This is a genomic window from Burkholderia catarinensis, from assembly GCF_001883705.2.
Taxonomy (GTDB): domain Bacteria; phylum Pseudomonadota; class Gammaproteobacteria; order Burkholderiales; family Burkholderiaceae; genus Burkholderia; species Burkholderia catarinensis.
In genome coordinates, this window is the sequence record NZ_MDEQ02000041.1 from 22,534 (window position 1) to 45,508 (window position 22,975).

At 66.6% G+C, this 22,975-nt stretch carries 12 protein-coding genes; 10 read left to right on the plus strand and 2 right to left on the minus strand.

Annotated features, from left to right (window positions below; all coding sequences use genetic code 11):
• Positions 1-11: 11 nt before the first annotated feature.
• Both BFF94_RS35125 and BFF94_RS35130 read right to left on the minus strand, forming a co-directional pair.
• Positions 12-1,388 carry an MdtA/MuxA family multidrug efflux RND transporter periplasmic adaptor subunit gene (locus BFF94_RS35125; protein WP_219140390.1) on the minus strand — a complete coding sequence of 459 codons (1,377 nt, stop codon included), beginning with the start codon at positions 1,386-1,388 and terminating at the stop codon, positions 12-14.
• Between the two features lie 254 nt (positions 1,389-1,642).
• Positions 1,643-2,467: an IclR family transcriptional regulator gene (locus BFF94_RS35130; RefSeq protein WP_128842197.1), complete on the minus strand. Its 825-nt coding sequence runs from the start codon at positions 2,465-2,467 to the stop codon at positions 1,643-1,645.
• A gap of 852 nt (positions 2,468-3,319) precedes the next feature.
• Here BFF94_RS35130 and BFF94_RS35135 point away from each other — a divergent pair.
• The 10 genes from BFF94_RS35135 to BFF94_RS35180 all read left to right on the plus strand — a co-directional run.
• The gene (locus BFF94_RS35135; RefSeq protein ID WP_128842198.1) at positions 3,320-4,903 is read left to right on the plus strand and encodes a multicopper oxidase domain-containing protein; all 1,584 of its coding nucleotides are present in this window, start codon (positions 3,320-3,322) and stop codon (positions 4,901-4,903) included.
• A 66-nt stretch (positions 4,904-4,969) separates the two neighbouring features.
• Positions 4,970-6,628 carry a multicopper oxidase domain-containing protein gene (locus BFF94_RS35140; RefSeq protein WP_128842199.1) on the plus strand — a complete coding sequence of 553 codons (1,659 nt, stop codon included), beginning with the start codon at positions 4,970-4,972 and terminating at the stop codon, positions 6,626-6,628.
• 17 nt (positions 6,629-6,645) lie between these two features.
• Positions 6,646-15,300, plus strand: a complete 8,655-nt coding sequence (locus BFF94_RS35145) for a choice-of-anchor Q domain-containing protein (protein WP_219140391.1) — start codon at positions 6,646-6,648, stop codon at positions 15,298-15,300.
• Complete coding sequence (locus BFF94_RS35150; protein ID WP_219140392.1) at positions 15,297-15,800, plus strand: hypothetical protein; 504 nt, start codon at positions 15,297-15,299, stop codon at positions 15,798-15,800. Before BFF94_RS35145 ends, BFF94_RS35150 begins: the two co-directional genes overlap by 4 nt.
• 63 nt (positions 15,801-15,863) lie before the next feature.
• Entirely contained in the window at positions 15,864-16,703 is an 840-nt protein-coding gene (locus BFF94_RS35155; protein ID WP_201260451.1) for an outer membrane lipoprotein-sorting protein, read from the plus strand.
• 5 nt (positions 16,704-16,708) lie between these two features.
• A complete protein-coding gene (locus tag BFF94_RS35160) occupies positions 16,709-17,539 on the plus strand; it encodes a LolA-like protein (RefSeq protein ID WP_128849040.1) in 831 nt (276 codons plus the stop codon).
• Positions 17,536-19,236 carry a c-type cytochrome gene (locus BFF94_RS35165; RefSeq protein WP_219140393.1) on the plus strand — a complete coding sequence of 567 codons (1,701 nt, stop codon included), beginning with the start codon at positions 17,536-17,538 and terminating at the stop codon, positions 19,234-19,236. Before BFF94_RS35160 ends, BFF94_RS35165 begins: the two co-directional genes overlap by 4 nt.
• Positions 19,237-19,392: 156 nt before the next feature.
• Positions 19,393-20,781, plus strand: a complete 1,389-nt coding sequence (locus tag BFF94_RS35170; RefSeq protein ID WP_128846920.1) for a cytochrome C — start codon at positions 19,393-19,395, stop codon at positions 20,779-20,781.
• A gap of 156 nt (positions 20,782-20,937) precedes the next feature.
• Positions 20,938-21,825 carry a c-type cytochrome gene (locus BFF94_RS35175; protein WP_246637485.1) on the plus strand — a complete coding sequence of 296 codons (888 nt, stop codon included), beginning with the start codon at positions 20,938-20,940 and terminating at the stop codon, positions 21,823-21,825.
• A gap of 152 nt (positions 21,826-21,977) precedes the next feature.
• Positions 21,978-22,975 (plus strand): cytochrome c biogenesis protein (locus BFF94_RS35180; protein ID WP_246637486.1); only part of this gene is annotated, 998 nt, incomplete at its 3' end.

Genomic DNA, 22,975 nt, shown 5'->3' on the forward strand with positions numbered 1-22,975 from the left:
CGGCCCGCGCGTTACTGGGCCGCGGGGGCCGCTGCCTGCGACGCGCCGTGCTGGTGTCCGCCGCGATGGCCGCCGGCGCCCGATGCACCCGACGCCGCGCCGGCGCCGCGCGCGCCCGACGCGCCTTTCGGCTTGTCGGCCGGGATCGAGATCTTCGCGCCTTCGCGCAGGCGGTCGGAGCCGTCGGTCACCACGCGCTCGCCGATCGCGACGCCGCTGACGATGCTCGTGCGTTCGCCGTCGACCGGGCCGATCGTGACCTTGCGCACCGTCACCGTGTTGTCGGGTTTCACGACGTAGACGAACTGGCCGATCGAGCCCGTCAGCACCGCGGACGTCGGCACGATCGTCGCATTGCGCATCACGTCGACGAGCAGCCGCGTGTTCACGAACTGATTCGGGAACAGCATGCCTTCCTTGTTATCGAAGTTCGCGCGCAGCTTGACCGTGCCGGTGCTCGTGTCGATCTGGTTGTCGAGCGTGGCGAGCGAGCCCGTCTCGAGCGGCACCGTGTTGTTGCGGTTGTACGCGGTGACCGACAGCTTCTGGCCCGCGTTCACCTGCTTGAGGATCTGCGGCAGGTTGTCTTCCGACGTCGTGAAGATCACGCTCATCGGCTGCAGCTGCGTGATCACGACGAGGCCGTTGGTATCGCCCGGCGTCACGTAGTTGCCGGGGTCGACCTGGCGCAGGCCGACGCGGCCCGATACCGGCGCCGTAATGCGCGCATACGTGAGGTTCAGCTTCGCGGAATCGATCGCGGCCTGGTCGGTTTTCACCGCCCCTTCGTATTGCTTGACGAGCGAAGCCTGCGTATCGACGGTTTGCGACGCGATCGAGTCCTGCGACAGCAGCGTCTGGTAGCGCTTCAGGTCGAGGCGCGCTGTCGCGAGCAGCGCCGAGTCGCGCGCGTGCGTGCCTTCGGCGTTCTCGAGCGACACCTGGTACGGGCGCGGGTCGATCTGCGCGAGCACGTCGCCCTTCTTGACGATCTGGCCTTCCTGGAACGACACCGATTGCAGGTAGCCCGACAGTTGTGTCTTGACCGTCACGTTCGCGAGCGGCGTCACGGTGCCGAGCGCGGACAGCACGATCGGCATCTCGCCCTGCGTCGCGGATGCCACTTGCACCGGCTGCGGAATGTTCGCCATCGCGGCGGGGCCGCCGCGGCCGCGATGGCTGCCTGCGCCGCTGGCGGCACCACTGCCCGCGCTTGCGCCGGTCGCCGCGCTGGCTGTTGCCGGCGTGCGGCTCCACGGGTGCCACCACAGCAGGCCGCCGATGACGACGACCGCGAGCGTCCCGATCATCAGCGTGCGGCGCGGGCGCCGTGCAGCGGGGGAGACGGGGTCTTGCGAAGGGGGCGTGGGCTTTTGTTCGTGATCCATCGTGTTTTGTCAGGAAGACGGCGCGGCGGGCCGGGATTCGGACTGCTCAGGGCGGCGCGTGGGCAAGCGGTACCGGGATGGGGGCCCGGCTCGGTCCGGGGCCCTCCCGGCCCGCGCGGGAAAAGAGCTGTGCGCACCGCGAATGCGGCGCGACGATGGGCATGATCCTACGTCCCGTCCCCGTTACAGTCCAGCGGTCTATCTTTCAACGGGTTACGGTCGTTACAGAACACGACAGAACGATGACGGAACGATTACATGCTGACGCGCCGGGCCGGCGCGCCGCCGATCTCGCGGGTGATTCTCGCGATGCATTCGTGCAGCGCGGGCACCACGTGTTCCTGCAGCCATTCGGGCGGGCACTGATGCGCCGCGCCGCCGCAATTCACCGAATAGCGCTGGCCCGACGGGCCGACGAAACCGGCCGCGACCGCATTCAGGCCCTCGCGCCATTCGCCGATCGCGATCGCGTGGCCGTCGCGCATCGCTTCGTCGAGCGCGGGGGTCAGGCGCGCGGACACGTGCGGCCAATCGTCGCCTGCCGTGGTGCGCAGCGAGTCGAGCAGCAGGCGGCGCTCGTCGTCCTCGAGTGCGGCGAGATACGCACGGCCCACCGCCGTGCGCGCGATGTCCATCCGCGAGCCGATCTCGAGGCGCGTGACGAGCACGGCGGAGCGCGGCCGGATCACGTCGATCGCGACCATGTCGAGCCGGTCGCGCACCGCGAGGTGCACGGACAGCGACGTGCGTTCGGCCAGCTCGATCATGAACGGCCGCGAACGCGCGCGGATGTCGAAGTTGCGCAGGAAGCCGTGGCTCAGTTCGAGCACCGACGCGGTGAGCACGAAGCGCTCGCTGTCGGGCAACTGGAACAGGAAGCCGGCGCTGACGAGCGTCGCGGTAATGCGCGAGACGGTCGGCTTCGGGATGCCGGTCAATTCGGTCAGCTCGCGGTTGCTGACGGGCGCGTCGGCAGCCGCGATGCGGCGCAGCACGGCAAGGCCGCGGGCGAGGGCGGTGATCTCGTCGGGCGACGATTCACGATCCCGGGACCCGGGAGGGGTTACAGTTGTCGACACGAGGGGTTCTCTCTATTTCCGAAACTCGATTTCAATTTTGTTGGTATTGTAGGACTATTGTCAAAAGATGCATGTTCCATGGGTGAACCGGTCATTCGATGAGATTTTGCGGGTTCACCCTTGGTTTATTAGGAAAACGCTCAAATGAGCGTTGCCGGAAAGTGCATGAGCCGGTGCAAATACCGCTTGACTTGTCGGGCGGAAACGGAAAGAATGTCTCACGTTTTCGAAACATCGTTTCAAGAGTTTAACCGGCAACGATGTTTCGCGCAGTCTCTCAGGTTCTAGCACGGCCCTCGGAATGGCTAGAACTTTTTTAGCGCCACGGTCTCCGTGGCGCTTTTTTTTTTGCCCGTCATCCGGCGACTGCCCGGTTGGCCGCGCCGGCAAGACCGCTGTTCCGACGGCAGGCAGCGCCTGCCGCTTCCCGCACCTCCCAACGCCCGGCCCATGATTTTAATTAAATTCGGCTATCGGGACGATTTCCACAATACGCCGTCAATCTTCCTTCCCCCGCGCGCCGTGCGTGCGCCAGTCGATCGCAGGTCCGCCAGGTAGCCCCGATCCGTCCGAATCCGTCTGCTGCGCCGACGCGCGACTGCGGTCCGACGCGAGCCCGGCTGGCACCGGCCGTGCGCGACCAGCCGGCCTCGCACCCGCCACCGTACTGAGCATGACGCCCGCGCGCGCTGGCACCCCCCTACGCAAAAGTAGGGGGGTGACCCATCCCGGGCCGACGCGCGCATCTGCAGAATCCAGATACGGGTCAGTGCATGACGTCACCAGCCCGCGTCCGCAGCAGAGCATGACGTCCAGCGCGTATCGCTGGTTGACCCCTAGGATGGAGGTCATATGTTCAGTACCCGCGCGTATTGCAGCAGTGTGGCGGCACTGTTGCTCCTCTTGTGCGCCGTTCCTTCGTTTGCCCAGTCGTTTCGTGTTCAATGCCCGCCCACCACGCCGTCCCATCCGACCGCGCTGGCGCCCGGCGTCGGCGAGCCCGCCTACACGAAGCCGACCTACACGGGCCAGAATTCCACGTCGACCGGCACCGTGAACGGCGCGATCAAGTGCCAGCAGATTTCGGGCGGCGACGGTTACGCCACGATGGCCAACGGCGTGCAGACCTACCTGTTCGCGTTCGGCCCGCTGTCCGGGCTCGCGGACATCGCGGCCGGCCGGCCCGGCACGGAGCTCGCGTCGGTGTTCAACACCGTCGGCGACCCCAGAACCGACCCGACCTACAACGGCGCGGTCGGCCTTGCTCCCGATCCGGATGCGGGCGGCGCGCTGACCGGTCACGTCGACCCGCGCCCGATCATGGACATCGGCGTGATGAACGGCAACGAGCCGGCGCCGCTGATGGCGATCGACGAGGACGACGAGTTCTTCCTCACGCTCACGAACGTCGGGATGATCATGCGGCCGGACCTGTTCGAAAGGCACACGGTGCACTTCCACGGCTATCCGAATGCGTCGTCGTTCTATGACGGCGTGCCGGATGCGTCGGTCGCGATCAACATCGGCGCGAGCTTCACCTACTACTATCTCGCGCCGGATGCGGGCACCTATTTCTGGCACTGCCACATCACGCCGCCGGAACACCTGCAGATGGGCATGGTCGGCCAGATCTACGTGCGGCCGCGCCAGGACCGCGTGCCGAAAGGTGTCTCGCTGTACGAGGCGCTGGTGACGCAGCAGTCGGACCTGCGCACGCGCTGCGGCAACGACATTCTGTGCTCGACGCCGCTGCCGACGCGCAACAACGGCCTGGTGCGCGCGGCGAACGCGAGCATCCCGCCGACCTCGCCGGAGACGCTGTCGCTCTACGCGTACAACGATGGCGACGGCTCGACCGCGTACGACGTCGAGTACCCGATCCAGATCCACGGCTTCGATCCGAATTTCCACTTCGTCGGCATGACGTTCAATCCGGAGCCGTTCACCGACATGAAGGACAAGTTCTTCATGCTGAATGGCCGCAGCTATCCGGACACGGTGACCGAAGGGCCGATGTCGACGCCCGCGTCGGACAGCTCGATGCATCCGTCGCAGCCGCTGGCGACGCTGATCAACATCCCGGCCGGCGGCAGGGCGCTGTTGCGGATCTCGGATCTCGACGTGACCGAATACCAGACGCTGGCGTCGCTCGGCATCCCGATGCACGTGATCGCGATCAATGCCCGCCTGCTGCGCGACATGGCCGGCAACAACACGGCCTATGACACGAACTCGATCACGCTCGGTGGCGGCGAGTCGCTCGACCTGATTCTCGACGCCAGCGACAAGTCGAAATACCACTCGGGCCAGGTGTTCTACCTGTACACGCCGAACCTCGATCACCTGTCGAACGATCAGGAGAATTTCGGCGGCCTGATGACCGAGGTTCACATCTGCAGTGCGGTGGATCCGATCACGAAGCATTGCACTCTTTGATGACCAGGGCCTGCCCGAGTCGTCGGGCAGGCCCTGCCGGGAAGTCCTGCACTGAGGAGAAAAGCCGTGGGACACATCACTCACCATGCGTGGACCGCGACGCTCGCCCGTCTTGGCCGGCTCGTCTGCGTCGGCGTTGCGACGCTCGCCGCGTTGCTGTCGATGCACGCGCAAGCTGCGGCGCCGGGCATCACCGGCAAGGTATTCAACCTCACTGCCCAGGAGGCGCGCATCACCCAGCCCGATGGCACGAGCGTCTATTCGTGGGGCTACGGCTGCGCGGCGACCAGCGCGACGCCGCTCGTCTTCTCGCCGTCGACGATTAGCGGCGCGACCTGTCCGACGATGCAGATTCCCGGCCCGACGCTGATCGTCAGGCAGGGCGACATCATCACCGTGACACTCACCAACAACCTGCCGGCGGCGGCCGGCAACACGTCGATGCTGTTTCCCGGCTTCGTCGTGTGCACGGGCACCCTGAGCCCGGACGGCAAGACCTGCAGCGGCACGTCGGCCGGCAACGGCGTGCCCGGGCTGCTGGCGCAGGAAGCGCAGCACGGCGCGACGGTCACCTACACGTTCGTCGCGGCGACGCCGGGCACGCATACGTACTACAGCGGCACGCAGGGCGATCTGCAGATCGAGATGGGGCTGTACGGCGCGATCATCGTGCTGCCGAATACGGCGGTCAACACGGCGGGCTGCATGGCGCTGCCGGATTCGGGCAGACCGTTCGGCCAGCACGATTTCCGCAACGCAGTGGCGGCATTCGACAACAGCGCGGCCTGCTATGACCGTGAGTATCTTTTTCAGTTCTCCGAAATGGATCCGCGCATCCATCAGCAGGCGGAACAGCAGGTCGCGGCGAATACGTCGTGCACCAGGCCGACCGGCTGCATGACCGTCGAGACCGAGCCTTATCACCCGGCCTATTTCATGGTCAACGGCCGTTCGATGCCGGACGACATGGATCCGAACTACGCGCCGCAGTACCCGCACCAGCCGTATAACGGCAACCCGCACATGCATCCGGGCGAACTGGTGCTGCTGCGGATCATCGGCACCGGCCGCTGGCAGCATCCGTTCCACGAGCACGGCAATCACGTGCGCGTGCTGGCGCGCGACGGCAACCTGTTGCTCAGCCCGGTCGACCCGAACCACCCGGCGAACCCGCGACTGCCGGCCGGCCCGCTGCTGTTCACGACCACCACGACGCCGGGCGCCACGATGGACGGGATTTTCTACTGGACCGGCAAGGGCCTGAACTGGGACGTCTACGCGCACTACGCGGGCGACGGTTCCGTCTGCGTGCCGGACGCGAACGGCTACTACACGACGGCGTCGAATCCGCCGGCCCCGCGCAACGCGCCGAATTACTACGAGTGGTGCCAGGACCATGGCAAGGCGCTCGAGAAGGCGCCGTTCGGCAAGGTCGCCAGCGGCGGGCCGGTCACGTTGCCGGACTCGAACATCCTGACGAACGGTTTCTGGTATGGCGGCAGTCCGTATCTCGGGCCGGACGCGACCGTGCGTGCGACGGCGCCCACGGGCACGTCGCCACCGAGCAACACGATCCTGAACCCGCCGGCGACGGAAGCAGGCTTCGCGTTCATGTGGCACTCGCATAACGAGCGCGAGATCACGACGAACAACATCTTCCCCGGCGGAATGATGATGATGATGCTCGTTGATCCTCCGGTATTTCCGATCGACGAATCCAATTAGGGGTGGGGAGAAAGGCGATGAGATCCACCAAGCTCACGGCGACGCTCCTTGATCTGTTCAAGGCGGGGGTCGCGGCATCCATGTTGCTGACGGCAGGCGAGGCATGTTTCGCGCAATCGGTCGTCAATCTGACGGCGAAGGCGTCCACGGCGTTGATGCCGGACGGGCAGTCCGTGCCGATGTGGGGCTACAGCTGCACGCCGGCCGCCGTCGCGACGGTGCCGGCCGCGAATGCCACCTGCGCGGCGGCGAATCCGGCCGCCGGCGCGAACTGGTCGCCGGTGGTGATCACCGTGCCGGCAGGGCAGTTGCAGATCAACCTGACGAACAACCTGCCGGCGCCCGTGCCGACTTCGCTCGTCATCGTCGGCCAGCTCGGCGGCGGTCTGGGCGACAAGCCGACGGCCATGCCGAGCCCGCCCCATCCGACGCAGACCGCCACGACCTGGCCGATCGTCACGGCGACCTCGACCGCGCCGATGGCATCGTTCGTGCCGCCCGCGCAAGGGCCGCGCGTCGAGTCGTTCGGGACCGAGGTGGTGTCGTCGACCGATCCGAAATCGCACACGACGCTCACCTGGGCCAATCTCAAGCCCGGCACCTACCTGCTCGAGTCGGGCACGCACCCGTCGATCCAGGGGCCGATGGGCCTCTACGGGGTGCTGGTGGTGAAGAGCCCGAGCGTGCCCAGTTCGACGTGCGCATCGACGAACCAGGCCTATCCGAACACGGCGTCCTGCTATGACGCCGACGTGCCGCTCGTGATGGGCGAGATCGATCCGGTGCAGAATGCCGCGGTCGCCGCGGCCGTCGCGACCAAGGGCTTCAGCGAAACCGCCGCATGGTCGGGGCAGCCCGGCGGGTGCGGCGACTCGAAGTCGGTCACGTTCGGCACCTGCTATCCGCCGGTGGTGAACTACGATCCGCGCTATTACCTGATCAACGGCGTTGCCTTCGATCGCACCAACCCGAACGCGTCGGCCTTTGCGCCGAGCGCGACCGTGCCGGCGTCGACCGGGCAGGTGCTCGTGCGCCTGGTGAACGCGGGGCTGCGCATGCACGTTCCGGCCGTGGTCGGCGCGCAAACGGGCAATCCGTCCGTTCCCGGCTTCGCGCTGATTGCCGAGGACGGCAACGTGCTGCCCGGCGCCGCGCACATCCAGAACGCCGTGTTCATGGCGGCCGGCAAGACCTATGACGTGATGGTGAACGCACCGGCCGCGGGTGCGATGCCGGTGTACGACCGCGAGTTGAGCCTGTCGACCAACAATCTGCGCGATGGCGGGATGCAAGGCTATATCGCGGTCAACAACGCCGTACCGTCGGCGACCGCCGGCATCGGCGAAACGCCGACCGCCGCGGGCGCGAACTACTACTTCGTGCCGGGCACGACGCTCACCGTGTCGGATCCGGCCAAGGGCGTGATCGCGAGCGACTCCGGCGTGTACGGCGTGAAGGTCCAGACGCCGCCCGCGAGCGGCACGCTCAAGCTGAATGCGGACGGTACGTTCACGTATCTGTCGAGCAGCGCGACGAACGACAGTTTCGTCTATCAGTCGACCAACGGCACGCCGCCGGTGACGGCGAAGGTGACGTTGACCGCCTGCACCACGAGCAACAAGTGCCTGTCGGTCCCCACGGCGGGCAATGCGAGTTTCGCGAGCAACATCGCGTCGCAAATCCAGATCGGCGCGCCGGGCGTGCTCGCCAGCGCGAGCGATCCGGCCGGGTTGCCGCTCACCGCGAAAATCGTCGCGTCGAGCGCGACGAACGGCACCGTGACGCTGAATCCGGACGGATCGTTTACCGCGGTGCCGACGACGCCGCCGCTGGCCGGCAACGGCGCGTCCGCGCAGACGATGACGTTCCAGTACAAGGTCACCAATACGCAGAAGCAGACGAGCGCGAATGCAGGGACGGTGACCGTGACCTTCAATCCCGGCAGCGGGCTTGTCGTGAACGTGATGGATGCGCCGAGCATGGCGCCGGATGCGACCGCGCCGAACAAGGCGGTCAAGCTCACCGACTATCGCTGGATCATCGAGGAAGACCGCACGATGCAGATCGATCCGGCCTGCCAGGTGAATTCGGCGACGTCGCGGCCGGCGAACTGCCCGCCGCTGCCGGTTCCGAGTCTCGGCACGAACTTCCACACGAGCTACATGCCGGTGGTGGCGGCGGGCTGCGTCGGCACCGTGGCGTGCGAATCCGGGCAGACCGTGTACGACCCGGTCTCCAACACGCACGTGGCGACCGTGTGCGACGTCGGTAACGGCGTGTGCCGCACCGGCCCGAACGTCTCGCAACAGGCGCCGGTCGATCCGAAGTACGTGGCGCTCGATCCGACCAAGCATTACTACATCTCGATCCTGCCGGGCGACGCCGGCAACACGTTCACGAACGGCGGCGGCGTGCCGCCCAACACCACGCGGCAATTCAGCATCGCGCTCGACTGCCCGTCGGGTCCGAGCGGCGCGGATTTCGCGCCGGGCACGGGCAAGTGCGGCCACGGCATGGGCGGCGCGCCGATTTCGCCCGCTCAGATCACGGCCGCGAAGGCAGGGCAGACTGCCGCCGGACAGGCCGGGCAGCTCAACGTGCTGCTGACGGAAACGCCGTACCAGACCGCGAAGCTGTCGGTGTTCGTGTTCGAGGACGATGCGCCGCTCAACGGCGAAGTGGATGTCAGCGGCGGGACCGACGGCTTCGGCACGGCCCGCGAGCCGGGCCTCGGCGGCTTCGAAGTCAAGCTCTGGGACGATGCCGGCGGCACCGGCGACCCGACCGGGCAGATGACCTACGACATGTTCAACATGCCGCTGTCGAACTCGCTGCAGGGCACCGTCGACCCGCTCACCGGGCTCAATGCGTGCCCGATCTCGACGGCGACCGACGGCATGGTCGGCATGATTCCGACCTGCCCGAAATACGAATCGGATGGCAAGACGCTGTCGCCGCTCGTCGGCCAGGCCGTCATCGCCAACCTGATGCCGGGCCGCTACGGCGTGATCGCGACGCCGGCGGCCGACCGGATCGGCCGCGGCGAGGAATGGCTGCAGACCAACACGCTCGACGGACAGAAGGCGCACGACGCGTTCATCAAGGTCGGCGGGCCCGCGTACTTCCAGGAGTTCGGGCCGGCCGGCTATCACGTGTCGATCGGCTTCGCGAATCCGAAGACCATCAACGCGCGCAGGACCAACGCGGCCAAGACCGGGCTATGCGACACCGGCGCATGCCCGAACACGATCACGGGCCGCGTGACGAACCTGCACTACGGCCGCCCGCCGAACGAGACCCTGTACAGCAGCGGGTCGCACGATTCGCTGGCGTTCTCGCAATGCTATGTGAGCGTCGGCGATCCGGACGGCGAGGATTACGGCTTCACGAAATGCGACAGCCAGGGCCGGTTCACGATCAGCGGCCTGCCGAGCGGCACGACGCGCATCACCGTGTTCGATCAATGGAACGACCAGATCGTCGACGGGCTGGCCAAGGCGGTCCAGTTGCCCGCGGCCAACGGGAGCACGACGGTCGACTTGGGCGACCTGTCGGTGCTGCAGTGGCAGACGAACCTCTATACGCGGACCTTCATCGACCTGCACGGCGACGGCATCTCGCATCCGGACGATCCCGGCGTCGCGCTGGCGTCGACCAACCTGCGGTTCCGCGACGGCAGCGTCGCGACTTTCAACAATACGGACGGCAACGGCTACGCGCCGTTCAACGAAGTGTTTCCGCTGTTCAACTGGTATGTGGTCGACGATGACCTGACGCGCTTCAAGACGACCGGCACGCACGTGGTGTATGACGCGGGCGGTCCGGTCGACGGCACCGGCGTGCCCGGCAGCGGGAACTCGACGGTGGCCGCGAACTTCGCGAACACGGTCGAAACCGTGCCCCTGCCGTCGAACCTGCAGGTGCCGGGCGCCCGGTATTGCGCGGACGCGGACTGCGCGTCGGCCGGCAACGGCTCGACCGGGCGGGTCGATCCGCCCTGGGTGACCTCGGAAGCATGGCAGGGGTTCTCCGGCCAGAACTCGTTCATCGAGTTCGGCAAAGCGCCGTTCGCGAAGGGCGAGAACGGCGGGATACGCGGCGAGGTGATCTATGCGTCGACGCGGCCGTTCGACGATCCGACGCTGCTGATCCACACGAAGTGGACCCCCAACGTGCCGAACGTCACGGTGAACCTGTACCAGGAGGGCACGGCGACGGACGGCACCACCAACCTGACGCTGGTCGATACGACCAAGACGGCGAGCTGGGACGACTGGGCGCAGGGCTTCCGCGCGGACGGCGTGACGCCGAACATGAACTGCCCGGGCCAGGATCCGAACGACCCGTTCTACTTCACGCTGAAGAACAGCACCAACTGGCTCGATCCGCAACATCGCCAACTGCCCGCGAACGCGCAGTACAAGTGCTACGACGGCATGCATGTGTTCAACCAGATCCAGCCGGCGCCGTATGACGGGATGTACAAGTTCCCGAGCGTGACGGCGACGAATTCGAGCGGCAAGCCGGTCGCGTCGAACTGCACGATCTGCGTCGGGAAGAATCCCGTCGACGGCACGCCGATGCTGCCTGCCGGCAAGTACGTGGTCGAGATCATCGTGCCGCCGGGCTACGAACTGGTGAAGGAGGAAGACAAGAACATCCTGATCGGCGACAACTACATCGCCCCGGTGACGCAGCAGTTCGGCGGGATCGGCGCGATCTTCATCCTCCCCGACCAGGCCGCGGTGAACTCGACGTACAACCAGAACAACGCGCAGAACATGACCACGAACCTCGGTTCGACGCCGCATGCCGAAGGCGACACCGGCAGCGTCGAGCGGTTCTGGCCGTGCGTCGGCGAGTTGCGCATCGTGCCGGACTACATGAGCCTGTTCCCGGGATCGAAGGAAGTCGCGCCGTTCGCGGGCGCTTCCCGGCATCTGTGCGACCGCAAGGAGGTGATGCTCACCGACGAGGAATCGGTGCTCGCGAAGTTCTGGATCTTCAGCTCGACACACGTCAGCGCGCACTACACGGGCTTCATGCTCGACGACTTCTCGTCGGAGTTCGATCCGTATTCGCCGCAGTTCGGTGAAAAGTTCGCGGTGCCGAACGTGCCGATCTCGTTCAAGGATTTCTCCGGCAACGAAATCTCGCGCACCTACTCGGATCAATGGGGCATCTACAACGGACTGACGTTCTCGACCTGGGAAGTGAATCCCCCGAACCCGACCGGTTATGCACCGACGATGATGGTGGCATGCATGAACGATCCGGGCCCGATCCCCGATCCGAAGCACCCCGGCAAGACGATGTCGGACCCGCTGTACAACCCGGCATACAGCCAGTTCTGTTACGAGATTCCGTTCATGCCCGGACAGACGCAGTACATGGATACGCCGGTGGTGCCGGTGCAGGCCTTCGCCGACGGCTACAACCAGCCCGATTGCGCGTATCCGGATGCAACGCCGGCGATCTCGAGCGTGACCGGCGACACGATCGGCGCCGGTGCGGGCCCGTGGGTCAGCGCACCCGGCAAGCCGCTGACGATCACCGCGCTGGGCGACCAGCAGGTGCCGAACCATGCTTACACGGGACCGAACCAGAGCACGGCGCCGTTCAACCAGAAGTTCATCACGCGCCACTACGGCTTCGGCGGCAAGCAGGGCTCGGGCAAGGTCACGATCGCGGGGGTCAACGCGACGGTCGTGTCGTGGAGCGACTCGAAGATCGTCGTCCTCGCGCCCGACCTGAGCATTCCGGCGCTCCCGTCGCTGACGGTGCCGTCGACCTGCACGATCCAGCAGATGGGTGCGCCCGCGACGCAGTGCGGCGAGCTCGTGATCACGGCCGACAACGGCAAGCGGTCGATCGATGCGATCACGGTGACGATCGGCGGCAAGGCGCCGACCTACGTGAGCGGCGAGAACGGCGCGAGCAATGCGCTCCAGACCGCGATCAACAATGCGAGCGCGGGCGACATGATCGTCGTCGGTCCGGGCACGTACAACGAGATGCTGGTGATGTGGAAGCCGGTGCGGCTGCAAGGCGTCGGTGCCGCGTCGGTGACGGTCAATGCGAACACGCATCCGTCCGGCAAGCTCGATCCGTGGCGCAGGCTGATCGCGTGCCTGTTCGGCACGTCGCTCAATGGCGGGGTGATTTCGGCCGCGTACGATCCGACGAAGCCGATCTCGTCGACCAACAACCCGTACGATCCGTCGGGCACCTATCAATGCTCGACGCAGATGCAGGGGCACGTGGATCCGATCCCGTTCGAGCCGACCGTCGGTTGGGACGGTATGCAAAACGGCAACCTGGGCGAGCTGCTGATGGAGCCGTCGCTGATGGGCGCGTATGAAGGCGCGGGCATCACGGTGCTGGCCAAGGGCGTGCAGCCGAGCACGAACTGCACCGCGAACGGCGTCTGCACGCTGCTCACGAAGCACGATTGCACGACGGACCCGAACAACCCGAACTACAGCAACTTCCTGTGCAACCCGTCGCGCATCGACGGGATCACGGTCACCAACAGCTCGCAGGGCGGCGGCGGGATCTTCCTGCATGGCTGGAACCACTACACGGAGGTATCGAACAACCGCGTGACCGGCAATGCCGGCACGCTGTCGGGCGGCATCACGGTCGGCCAGGTGGAAGTGCCGGACGGCACCATCGCCGCGGACGGCGTGACGCAGTTGCCGTTCATGTACAACACGTTCGTCAACGTTCACCACAACGCGGTGACGGGGAACGCGTCGTACGGCGACGAGATCAACTCGACCACGCCGTCGGCGGCCGGCGGCGTGACGATCTGCTCGGGCGCTGACTACTACCGCTTCAACTACAACTGGGTATGCGGCAACATCAGCGGCGGTGACGGCGGCGGCGTCGCGCACTTCGGGTTCAGCTACAACGGCGACCTGTCGCACAACGTGGTGTTGTTCAACCAGAGCAACAACCCGACGCTTCCGACGTACGGCGGCGGCATCATCGCGCAGGGCGTGCCGCCCGACGGCACGTTCTGCGAGAACTCCCTCGTCGACGTCGATTGCGCGCCGCAACTGTCCGACGGCATCGGCCCGGATCTCGTGATCGACGGCAACCTGATCATGGGCAATACCGCGGAAAGCGGGAAGGGCGGCGGCCTGCGGCTGCAGAACGTCAACGGCACGGACGTGCAACGCAACCTCGGCAACCCGAACAAGTGGTACGAAGTGCGCGTGATCAACAACATCATCGCGGACAACGTGGCCGGCTGGTCGGGCGGCGGCGTGTCGCTGCAGGATGCGGTGCGCGTGAACTTCATCAACAACACGGTGATCGCGAACGATGCGACGGCGTCGGCGGGCGTGCTCTTCAATACACCGGCCGCGTCACAGTCGAACGTGCCGCCGCCGGGATGCACGAGCAGCCCGAACAGCGCGGACTCGACGTGTACGAGCTTCATCGAGGCATCGACGCAGCAGCCGGCCGGGCTGGAGACGACGACTCATACGCAGAACCTGATGGCGGCGTTCGTCCCGCCGGCGAATTTCAAGGGGCACGTCAGGTGTCCCGAGAACGCGCCGAACTGCACGAAGTTCTCGAACCCGGTGCTGACCAACAACCTGTTCTGGCAAAACCGCTCGTTCTACATCTCGGTGAGTTCGCAGCCGAACCCGAACATACCCGGCGTGCAGAACGCGGTCACGTTGAATCCGGTCCTGAACCAGAAGGGGCAGTCGACAGGCTTCTGCGTAACGGGTGGCCAGACGCCGCCGGTCTATTGGGATATCGGCGCGTACGGCGACACCGGGCCGGCCAATCACCAGTCCGGGCTGACCATGAACCCGCGGCACTCGATCATGACCAGCACGGCGGGCTACGGCGCGACCAACATCGCCGCGGATCCGCAGACGGTGGGCCAGTACTGCAACGGTTCGCGGGTGCCGCCGGAAGCCGGCGGGAACGGCTTTGCCGTGCCGCCCGGGATTGCCGACGCGGTGATGCCGAACCCGCTGTTCGGCCTGATGCCGACGGCCACGCCCGATGAAGGCAACCAGTGGATCAACATGTCGTACGGGCCGCTGTCGCTGTTCAACGAGGCGCTCACGCCGGGCAGTGCGGGTTACAACGTGATGATGGGCAACTACTCGATCAAGGGCACGTCGCCGGCGATCGGGGCGGCTACGGGATCCGGCGCGCCGAAGCACGACATCTTCGGCACGCCGCGGCCGCAAGCCAACGGCTACGACATCGGTGCGGTCGAGTACGTGGCGCCCGGCCTGCTCGGCGGCCTGCTTGGTGGTGGCGGTGCGCCGATCGACCCGCTGGCACTGGGCGGCCAGCCGTCCGGCCTGGGCGTCCTCGCCCCGCTGGGCGCCGGCGGGATCGCGGGCCTGCTCAACGGTCTCGGGCCGCTGACGCAGATCCACGCCCCGGCGCTGAGGCGGCCGCTTGCGGGTGCGCCGCGGTTCGCGCCGGCAGCGCGGCCGCTGCCGGCCGGTGCGTTGACGCAGTCTCCGGCGCTCGCGCGGCCGCAGTCGGGTGTGCTGCTGCAGGCACCGACGCCGCAGCGCAACCGTGCGCCGACGCAGACGCAGACCCGTACGCAACCGCGCACGCCGCCGCGGCCGCCGGTGCCGACCCCGGCGCAGGCGACACCCGCGACGATCACCGGGGCGCTGCAATGAAACGCGCCGCCCTGCGCACGGCATCGGCGCTGCTGCTCGCGGGCGGCGCCTGCCTCGTCGCGGTCCGGCCTCAGCCGGCCGCGGCCGGGCAGGATGCGCCGGCCGGGCCGGCGGCCCGCCGGCCCTCGCCTTACCTGCCCGTGAGCCTGCCGCGGCAGGCGAAGGCCTATTACCAGATGGCGAAGGGCATCGACGACCTGCACGTGCGCAGCACCGCGTCGGGCAACCTGATCCGCTTCAGCTACCGCGTGACCGATCCGGAGAAGGCGCGGCTGCTCGGCGACACGAAATCGACCGTCTATCTGTACGGCGAAACGAGCCACGCGATGCTCGTGATTCCGGTGATGGACCAGATCGGCGCGCTGCGGCAGACCGGTCAGCTGGAGACCGGACACGAATACTGGATGGTGTTTTCCAACAAGGGAGGGCCGATCAAGCGCGGCGAACGGGTCAGCATCCTGATCGATTCGCTGCATATCGACGGGCTGGTGGTCGAGTAATCACATACATGCGCATGCCGCCGCGCATCGGCAACGGGCGGCCTGCATGCGGGGAGAGCAGTCATGAACCGGTTTCTTTTCAAGTCGATTTCGGCGGCGTGCGCCGCCGGCTTTCTGACTTACGGCCAGGTCGCATCCGCGGCCTCGGCGGCGGGGAACGCGCAGGCAGCGTCGGCGTCGCATATGGACGCGGCGCAGATCGCCGAGCGCAATGTCGCGGCCCGTGGCGGGCTGCAGGCGTGGCGGGCGGTGTCGTCGATCAGGATGACGGGGCAGCTCGATGCGGGCGGCAAGAAGAACGTCAGGCTGCCGTTCACGCTGACGTTGAAGCGTCCGCACAAGAGCCGGCTCGAAATCGAGTTCGAGCAGCAAACCGCGCTGCAGGTGTACGACGGCTCGCAGGGCTGGCTGGTCAGGCCGTACCTCGGCCGCAACGATGTCGAGCCGTATACGCCGGCGCAACTCAAGTCCGCCGCGGCATCCGCCGAACTCGACGGTCCGCTGATCGACTACGCGAACAAGGGCACCACGATCCAGGCGCTTGGCACGGAGCAGGTGGAAGGGCATCGCGCGTATGTGCTGAAGCTGACGTCGAAGGATGGCGCGGCGCGGCGCCTGTGGGTCGACGCGTCGAGCTTTCTCGAACTGAAGATCGATGGCGAGCCGCGCGTGCTGGACGGCAAGACGCATGGCGTCACCGTTTTCTATCGCGATTACAGGAAGGAGAACGGCCTCGTCATGCCGCACACGCTCGAGACCGTCGTGAGCGGCGTCAAAGAGACGCACCGGATCACGATCGAGCATGTCGCGCTCAACGCGACGGCCGACGACGCGATGTTCGGCAAGCCGCCGCTCACCTTCGCGAAGGCGCCGAGTCACCCGGCCGACATCCGGACGAGGTGACGGCCATGGGACGGATCGGATCGTGGGTGCTCGCCGGCTGCGCGATGGCGGCCTTGTGCGGGTGCGAGCAATTGCCGGGGCAGGGCCTCGGCGTGGACCAGATCGTCGAGAAGAATATCGCGGCGAGAGGCGGGATCGACGCGTGGCGCAAGGTCCAGACGATGGTCTGGTCGGGGCATGTGGATAGCCCGAACGCGCCCGTGCGCAACATGCCGTTCATCCTCGCGATGAAGCGGCCGAACAAGACGCGCTTCGAGATCACCGTGCTCAACCAGAAGGCCGTGCGCGTGTTCGACGGTCGCGAAGGCTGGAAGCAGGGCGCGAGCGGCGGCGGCGGTCTGCGGCCGTACGCGCCGGGCGAGCTGACGTCCGCGCGCGACGAGCAGGTGATCGACGGTCCGCTGATCGACCACGATGCGAAGGGTATCGCCGTGACGCTGGACGGCGTCGACTCGCTCGGCGGACACGATGCGTACCGCCTCGCTGTGAAGCTGCCCTCCGGCGCGGTGCGGCATGTGTGGATCGACGAGCGGACGTTCCTGGACGTGAAGGCCGACCGCCAGGTGCGCGGGCCGAGCGGCCCGCTCACGGTGGAGGTGAACTACGGCAACTTCAAGCGCATCGACGGCCTGCAGATCCCGCTCAGGATCGAGAGCGGAACGGCGGCCTCGCCGACCAAGGACACGCTGGTCATCGACAAGGTGTCGCTGAATCCGCCGCTCGACGATGCGCTCTTCGCCCGGCCCGTCTCGCCGGGCGGACGCCGTCCGGCGTCGCTCGATGCGAACGTGTCGCCGGCGCCGCCGGGCGCCGGCCGGCCGACGGCACGGCCATGAACGGCATCCGGGGGCGACTGCGCGCCCTCGCGGCGGCCTACCCGCCGGCCTCGCGCGGGCGGCTGGCGCGCTGGGCGTTGCTGGCCGCGTTGTGCGCAAGCGCGGGCCACGCGATCGGCGGCGAGGCAGCGGCGCCCGTCGTGCCGACGGACGCGGGAGAAGCGATCTTCCAGCGCGGCATCCTCGGTTCGGGCACACCGCTCGAAGCCGTGCATCAGGACGGCGTGCGCCTGCAAGGCGCCGCCGCCGCCTGCATCAATTGCCATCGGCGCAGCGGGCTGGGCTCGAAGGAGGGCAACAACACCATCCCGCCGATCACGTGGCGCTACCTGGTGCATCCACGCGCACAGACCGCCGAGGATCTCGACATCCCGTACGTTCCCGGCATGCGCACCGACCGCGAGCCGTACACGGAAGAACGGCTCGCGCGCGCCGTGCGCGACGGGATCGACCCGGAAGGCAGACCGCTCGGCAGGCTGATGCCGCAATACGCGCTCGGCGACGCCGACATGGCCGCGCTGACCGGCTATCTGAAGCGCCTCGATCGCCGCACGCCGTCGGGCGTGACGGACACGGTGCTGCATTTCGCGACGATCGTCACGCCGGACGCGGACCCGGTGAAGCGGGCGGGCATGCTCGACGTCCTGCAGCACTACTTCGCGGACAAGAATGCGTTTCCGTTCGGCACGACGCCGCCGCTGCGTTCCACGCGAAAAATGATGTTCATGGTCAATCGCCGCTGGGAACTGCATGTGTGGGAACTGAAGGGGCCGCCCGACACGTGGCATGCGCAGCTGACGCAGTTTCTCGCGCGGCAGCCGGTGCTGGCCGTGGTGTCGGGGCTCGGCGGCAGGAACTGGGCGCCCGTCCACGACTTCTGCGAAGAGGAGGCCGTGCCCTGCCTGTTTCCGAATGTCGAAGTGCCGGTCGAGACCGATCGCGATTTCTATTCCGTGTACTTCTCGCGCGGCGTGCTGCTCGAGTCGGACCTGATCGCGAAGCGCATCCTGGACGAAGCCGGTGCGCGGCCGCCGCCGCAAGCGGTCAAGACGGTCTGGCAGGTCTATCGCAGCGGCGACAACGGCGAGCGCGGCGCACGCGCGCTGGCTGCCGCGCTGAAGGCGCACGGCATCGCCGTGTCGAATCGCGCGCTTGCGTCCGGCGACAGCGTTGCACACGCGTTGCGCCGGATGCCGCGCGACGACGTGCTCGTGCTGTGGCTGCGGCCGCCCGACCTCGCGGCGCTCGCTCATGTGCCGCCCGCGTCGGACACGGTCTTCATGTCGGGGCTGCTCGGCGGGCTCGACAACACGCCGCTGCCGACGAGCTGGCGCGGCGTGACGCGCATCGCCTATCCGTTCGACCTGCCCGAAGGGCGGCGCGTGCGCGTCGACTATGCGTTCGGCTGGTTCTCGATCCGGCGCATTCCGATGGTCGCGCCGCAGGTGCAGGCGGACACGTATCTCGCATGCGGCCTGCTCGCCGAGACGCTGAGCCATCTGGTCGATGCGTTCGTGCGCGAGTATCTCGTCGAGCGCATCCAGGACATGCTCGAGCGTCGCATCCTGACCGGCTACTACCCGCGCCTGACGCTCGCACCCGGGCAGCGCTTCGCGTCGAAGGGCGGCTATATCGTCCGCTTTGCCGGGCCGGATCGCCTGAAGATTTCCGCCGACGGGGGCTGGATCGTCCCCTGAGCGGCCGCACGCGCCGAGGTGGAGTAGGGATCAGACCGCGTAAGGAGGGAGACGCCCCATGCCGGTTTTCGTGGGCGCTTCGCACAATGAAGGCATCGTCCGACGTGCGCATGTCGCGTCGGAACGTGGCGACTCACGGCTTGGGGGGAAACAGCCATGACAACGTTCCTGATCGGCCATCGCGCGCGTCCTCGCTGGAGGCATGGCGGCTGGATGGCCGTGCTCGCGGCGCTCGCATTGCTGCAGGTGTCCGTCGCACAGGCGCTGCCGATCTTCGCGCGCCAGACCGGGCAGAGCTGCGTCGCGTGTCATGCCGGCGGACAGTTTCCGGAACTCACGCCGTATGGGCGCTTGTTCAAGCTGAATGGTTATACGCTCGGCGAGCGCACGATTCCGATCGCGGCGATGGCCATCGGCGATCTGAGCACGACGCGCGGCAACACCGACGCCAGCGGCAACAAGATCAATCCGAAGAACGCGCTGCCGATCTTCGATTTCGCGAGCGTGTTCCTTGCCGGGAAGATCACCGACAAGATCGGCGGATTTGCGCAGTTCACCTACGTAAACTACGATCATCAGGACGGTAGCGGGAAATGGAAAGGCCACTGGACGTCGGACAACACCGACTTCCGCTTCGTCGACCGGATCATCACCAGCGCGAACGATCTGATCCTCGGCGTGACGATACACAACAACCCGACCGTGCAGGACGTATTCAACACCGCGCCGGCCTGGGGCTACCCGTACATCTCGTCGACGATCAGTCCGGTCGCCAAAATCCCGAGCCTGCCGCTCCTCGAAGGCGGGAGCCTTGCGACGCAGGCCGTCGGCACGGGCGCCTACCTGTACTGGAACAAGCTGGTGTACGCCGAGCTGACCGCATACAGTACGGCCGACGGCATCTGGTCGTTCCTGAGCCATGGGAACAAGCCAGGGGATCCCGTCCACCCGCAGATCTATCTGCGTGGCTACAACCCGTACGCGCGCATCGCGCTGACGCGCGACTGGGGGCCGCATAGCCTGATGGTCGGCGCGTTTGGCTTCAGTGCCGAAGTTTATCCGAACGACCCGAACAATTTCCCGATCTTCGGCACCGGTGTCACGCGTTATCGCGACTACGGCTTCGACGCGCAATACGAGTACCTGCTCGAACCGCACACGGTCACCGCGCAGGCGCGCTATGTGCGAGAGAACATTCACGATCCGAACAATTTCGTGCTGGCCGACAACACAGCGGCGAATCTCAACTCGCTTCGGCTCAAGGCCTCGTACATTTACCAGAACAAGTACGGCATCGCGTTGTCGTTCTTCAACACGACAGGCACGCCGGACAGCGCGCGCTACGCAGCCAGCGCGAACTTCTATCCGAATACGCAGGGCTGGATGCCGGAAATCTTCTGGATGCCGGTTCAGTACGTGCGCGTCGGCCTGCAATACACGCACTTCACCCGGTTCCTCGGCGCGGCGACCAACTTTGACGGCAACGGGCGCAATGCGAGGGACAACGACACGCTGTTTCTCTATCTATGGGTCGCATCGTTCTGACATCCCGTCCGGCGTTTCCCGCACACCGGACCGACAGAAGCACGCGCAGCGAGCGGGCGTTGCGCATCTCGCATCGCGTCGCGATGCGAGCACGGTTCGCCGTCGATCGGAATCGATTCGGCAGGCGAAGGAAGTTGCGGCAAGGAGGTGTCTGACATGAACAAGGTGGCCCATATCGTCTCGCTCGCGATGGTGCTGGCCGGGGCGGGTTGCCACGACCTGGAGCGGTCGCGGCAGGTCGACAACCCGGCGGTGTCGGGCAAGACCATCGCGCTGCAGGTGTGCTCGAACTGCCACGGCGCGACCGGCGTGTCGGTGTCGCCGATGTTTCCGAAGCTGGCCGGACAGCGCAAGGAGTACCTCGTCGATCAGCTGACCGACTTCAAAAGCCACGCGCGTGCCGATCCGAACGCGAAGCGGTACATGTGGGGCTTCACGCATCTGACCGACAGGCAAATCGACGAGATCGCCGCCTATTTTGCAGGCCAGGAGGCGGTGCCGGGCGAAGCCGGCGATCCCATGCAGCTCGACGCGGGCAAGGCGATTTTCGTGGGGGGCCTGCCGGACAAGGGCGTGATGGCCTGTATCGGGTGTCATGGCCAGCATGGCGAGGGCATGAGCCGGTTTCCGCGTCTCGCCGGTCAGCATGCGGACTACGTGGTGAAGCAGCTCAGGGTCTTCCGGGAATCCGAGACACGGCCGCGCGGCGCGATCATGAAGTCGGTGTGCGCGAACATGACGGAGCAGGACATGCGCGCCGTCGCGGCCTATGTCGAGGCATTTCCGGCGGAGGCCGGCGTACGGGTGAATCCGCCGGAAGTCGGTGCATCGACGAGCCCGGCGGAAACCGGCGTAGCGACGAACGCACCGGAGGTCGGCGCATCGGTGAACCCGCCGGAGGCCGGTGCATCGGTGAACCCGCCGGAGGCCGGTGCATCGATGAACGCGCCGGAGGCCGGTGCATCGATGAACGCGCGGGAGGTCGGTGCATCGACGAACTCGCCGGAGGCCGGTACATCGGCGAACCCGCCGGCCAACCAATGAGCAAGCGCCGCCGAATCGGCGTCGCATGCGGCACGCGCCGCGCGGCGGGCAGGCGGCCGGCGCCGGCGGTGATCATTTAGGTGTCTCGTCTCCCCCGGGGCGGGGCGCCTCTTTTTCTTCCAACCCCGAGCGGTTCCATTCCGGTGAATACCATGAAAGCGATGCAATCCTCTCGCGGCGATGCGGCTTCCGTTGCCGCGTCGCCGTATCGGCAAACAGGTGCGTTGCGGGAGGTTCGGGCAGTCGAACTGGGCGACGACCGTCCGTTCCTCGCGCGCCTGTCGCTGCTCGACTGGCTGTTCGCGCTGGCGCTCGTGGTAGGCGCGGGCTATGCGTTCGTGCACTACGACGCGCACATGGATTACTACGACCGGGCGGTGATGATCGGCACCGTGCCGGCGCTCGTCGCGCTCGGCTGGCGCTGGAAGCCCGCCCGGCTGATGATGGCGTCGATCGCCGTGCTGTCGCTGCTGTCGATCCAGATCTACCAGGGTGATCTCGCGCGCGCCGATTCGGCGTTCTTCCTCAAGTACATCCTGTCGAGCCAGTCGGCGATCCTGTGGATGAGCGCGCTGTTCGTGCTCGCGACGATCTTCTACTGGATCGGCTTGCTCGCGCGCTCGGAAACAGGGGCCGCGATCGGCCAGAAGCTCACGTGGGCCGCCGTGTTGATGGGCTTCACGGGGCTGATGGCGCGCTGGTACGAGTCCTACCTGATCGGTGCCGACGTCGGACATATCCCCGTATCGAACCTCTACGAGGTGTTCGTCCTGTTCAGCCTGATCACCGCGCTGCTCTACCTGTATTACGAAGGTCACTACGGCACGCGCGCGCTCGGCGCGTTCGTGCTGCTGGTCATCAGCGCGGCGGTCGGCTTCCTGATGTGGTACTCGGTCGCGCGCGATGCGCAGCAGATCCAGCCGCTCGTGCCGGCGCTGCAGAGCTGGTGGATGAAGATCCACGTGCCGGCGAACTTCATCGGCTACGGCAGCTTCGCGCTGTCGGCGATGGTGTCGGTCGCCTACCTGATGAAGGAGCGCGGCGTGCTCGCCGATCGCCTGCCGACGCTCGAGGTGCTCGACGACGTGATGTACAAGTCGATCGCGGTCGGTTTCGCGTTCTTCACGATCGCGACGATCCTCGGCGCGCT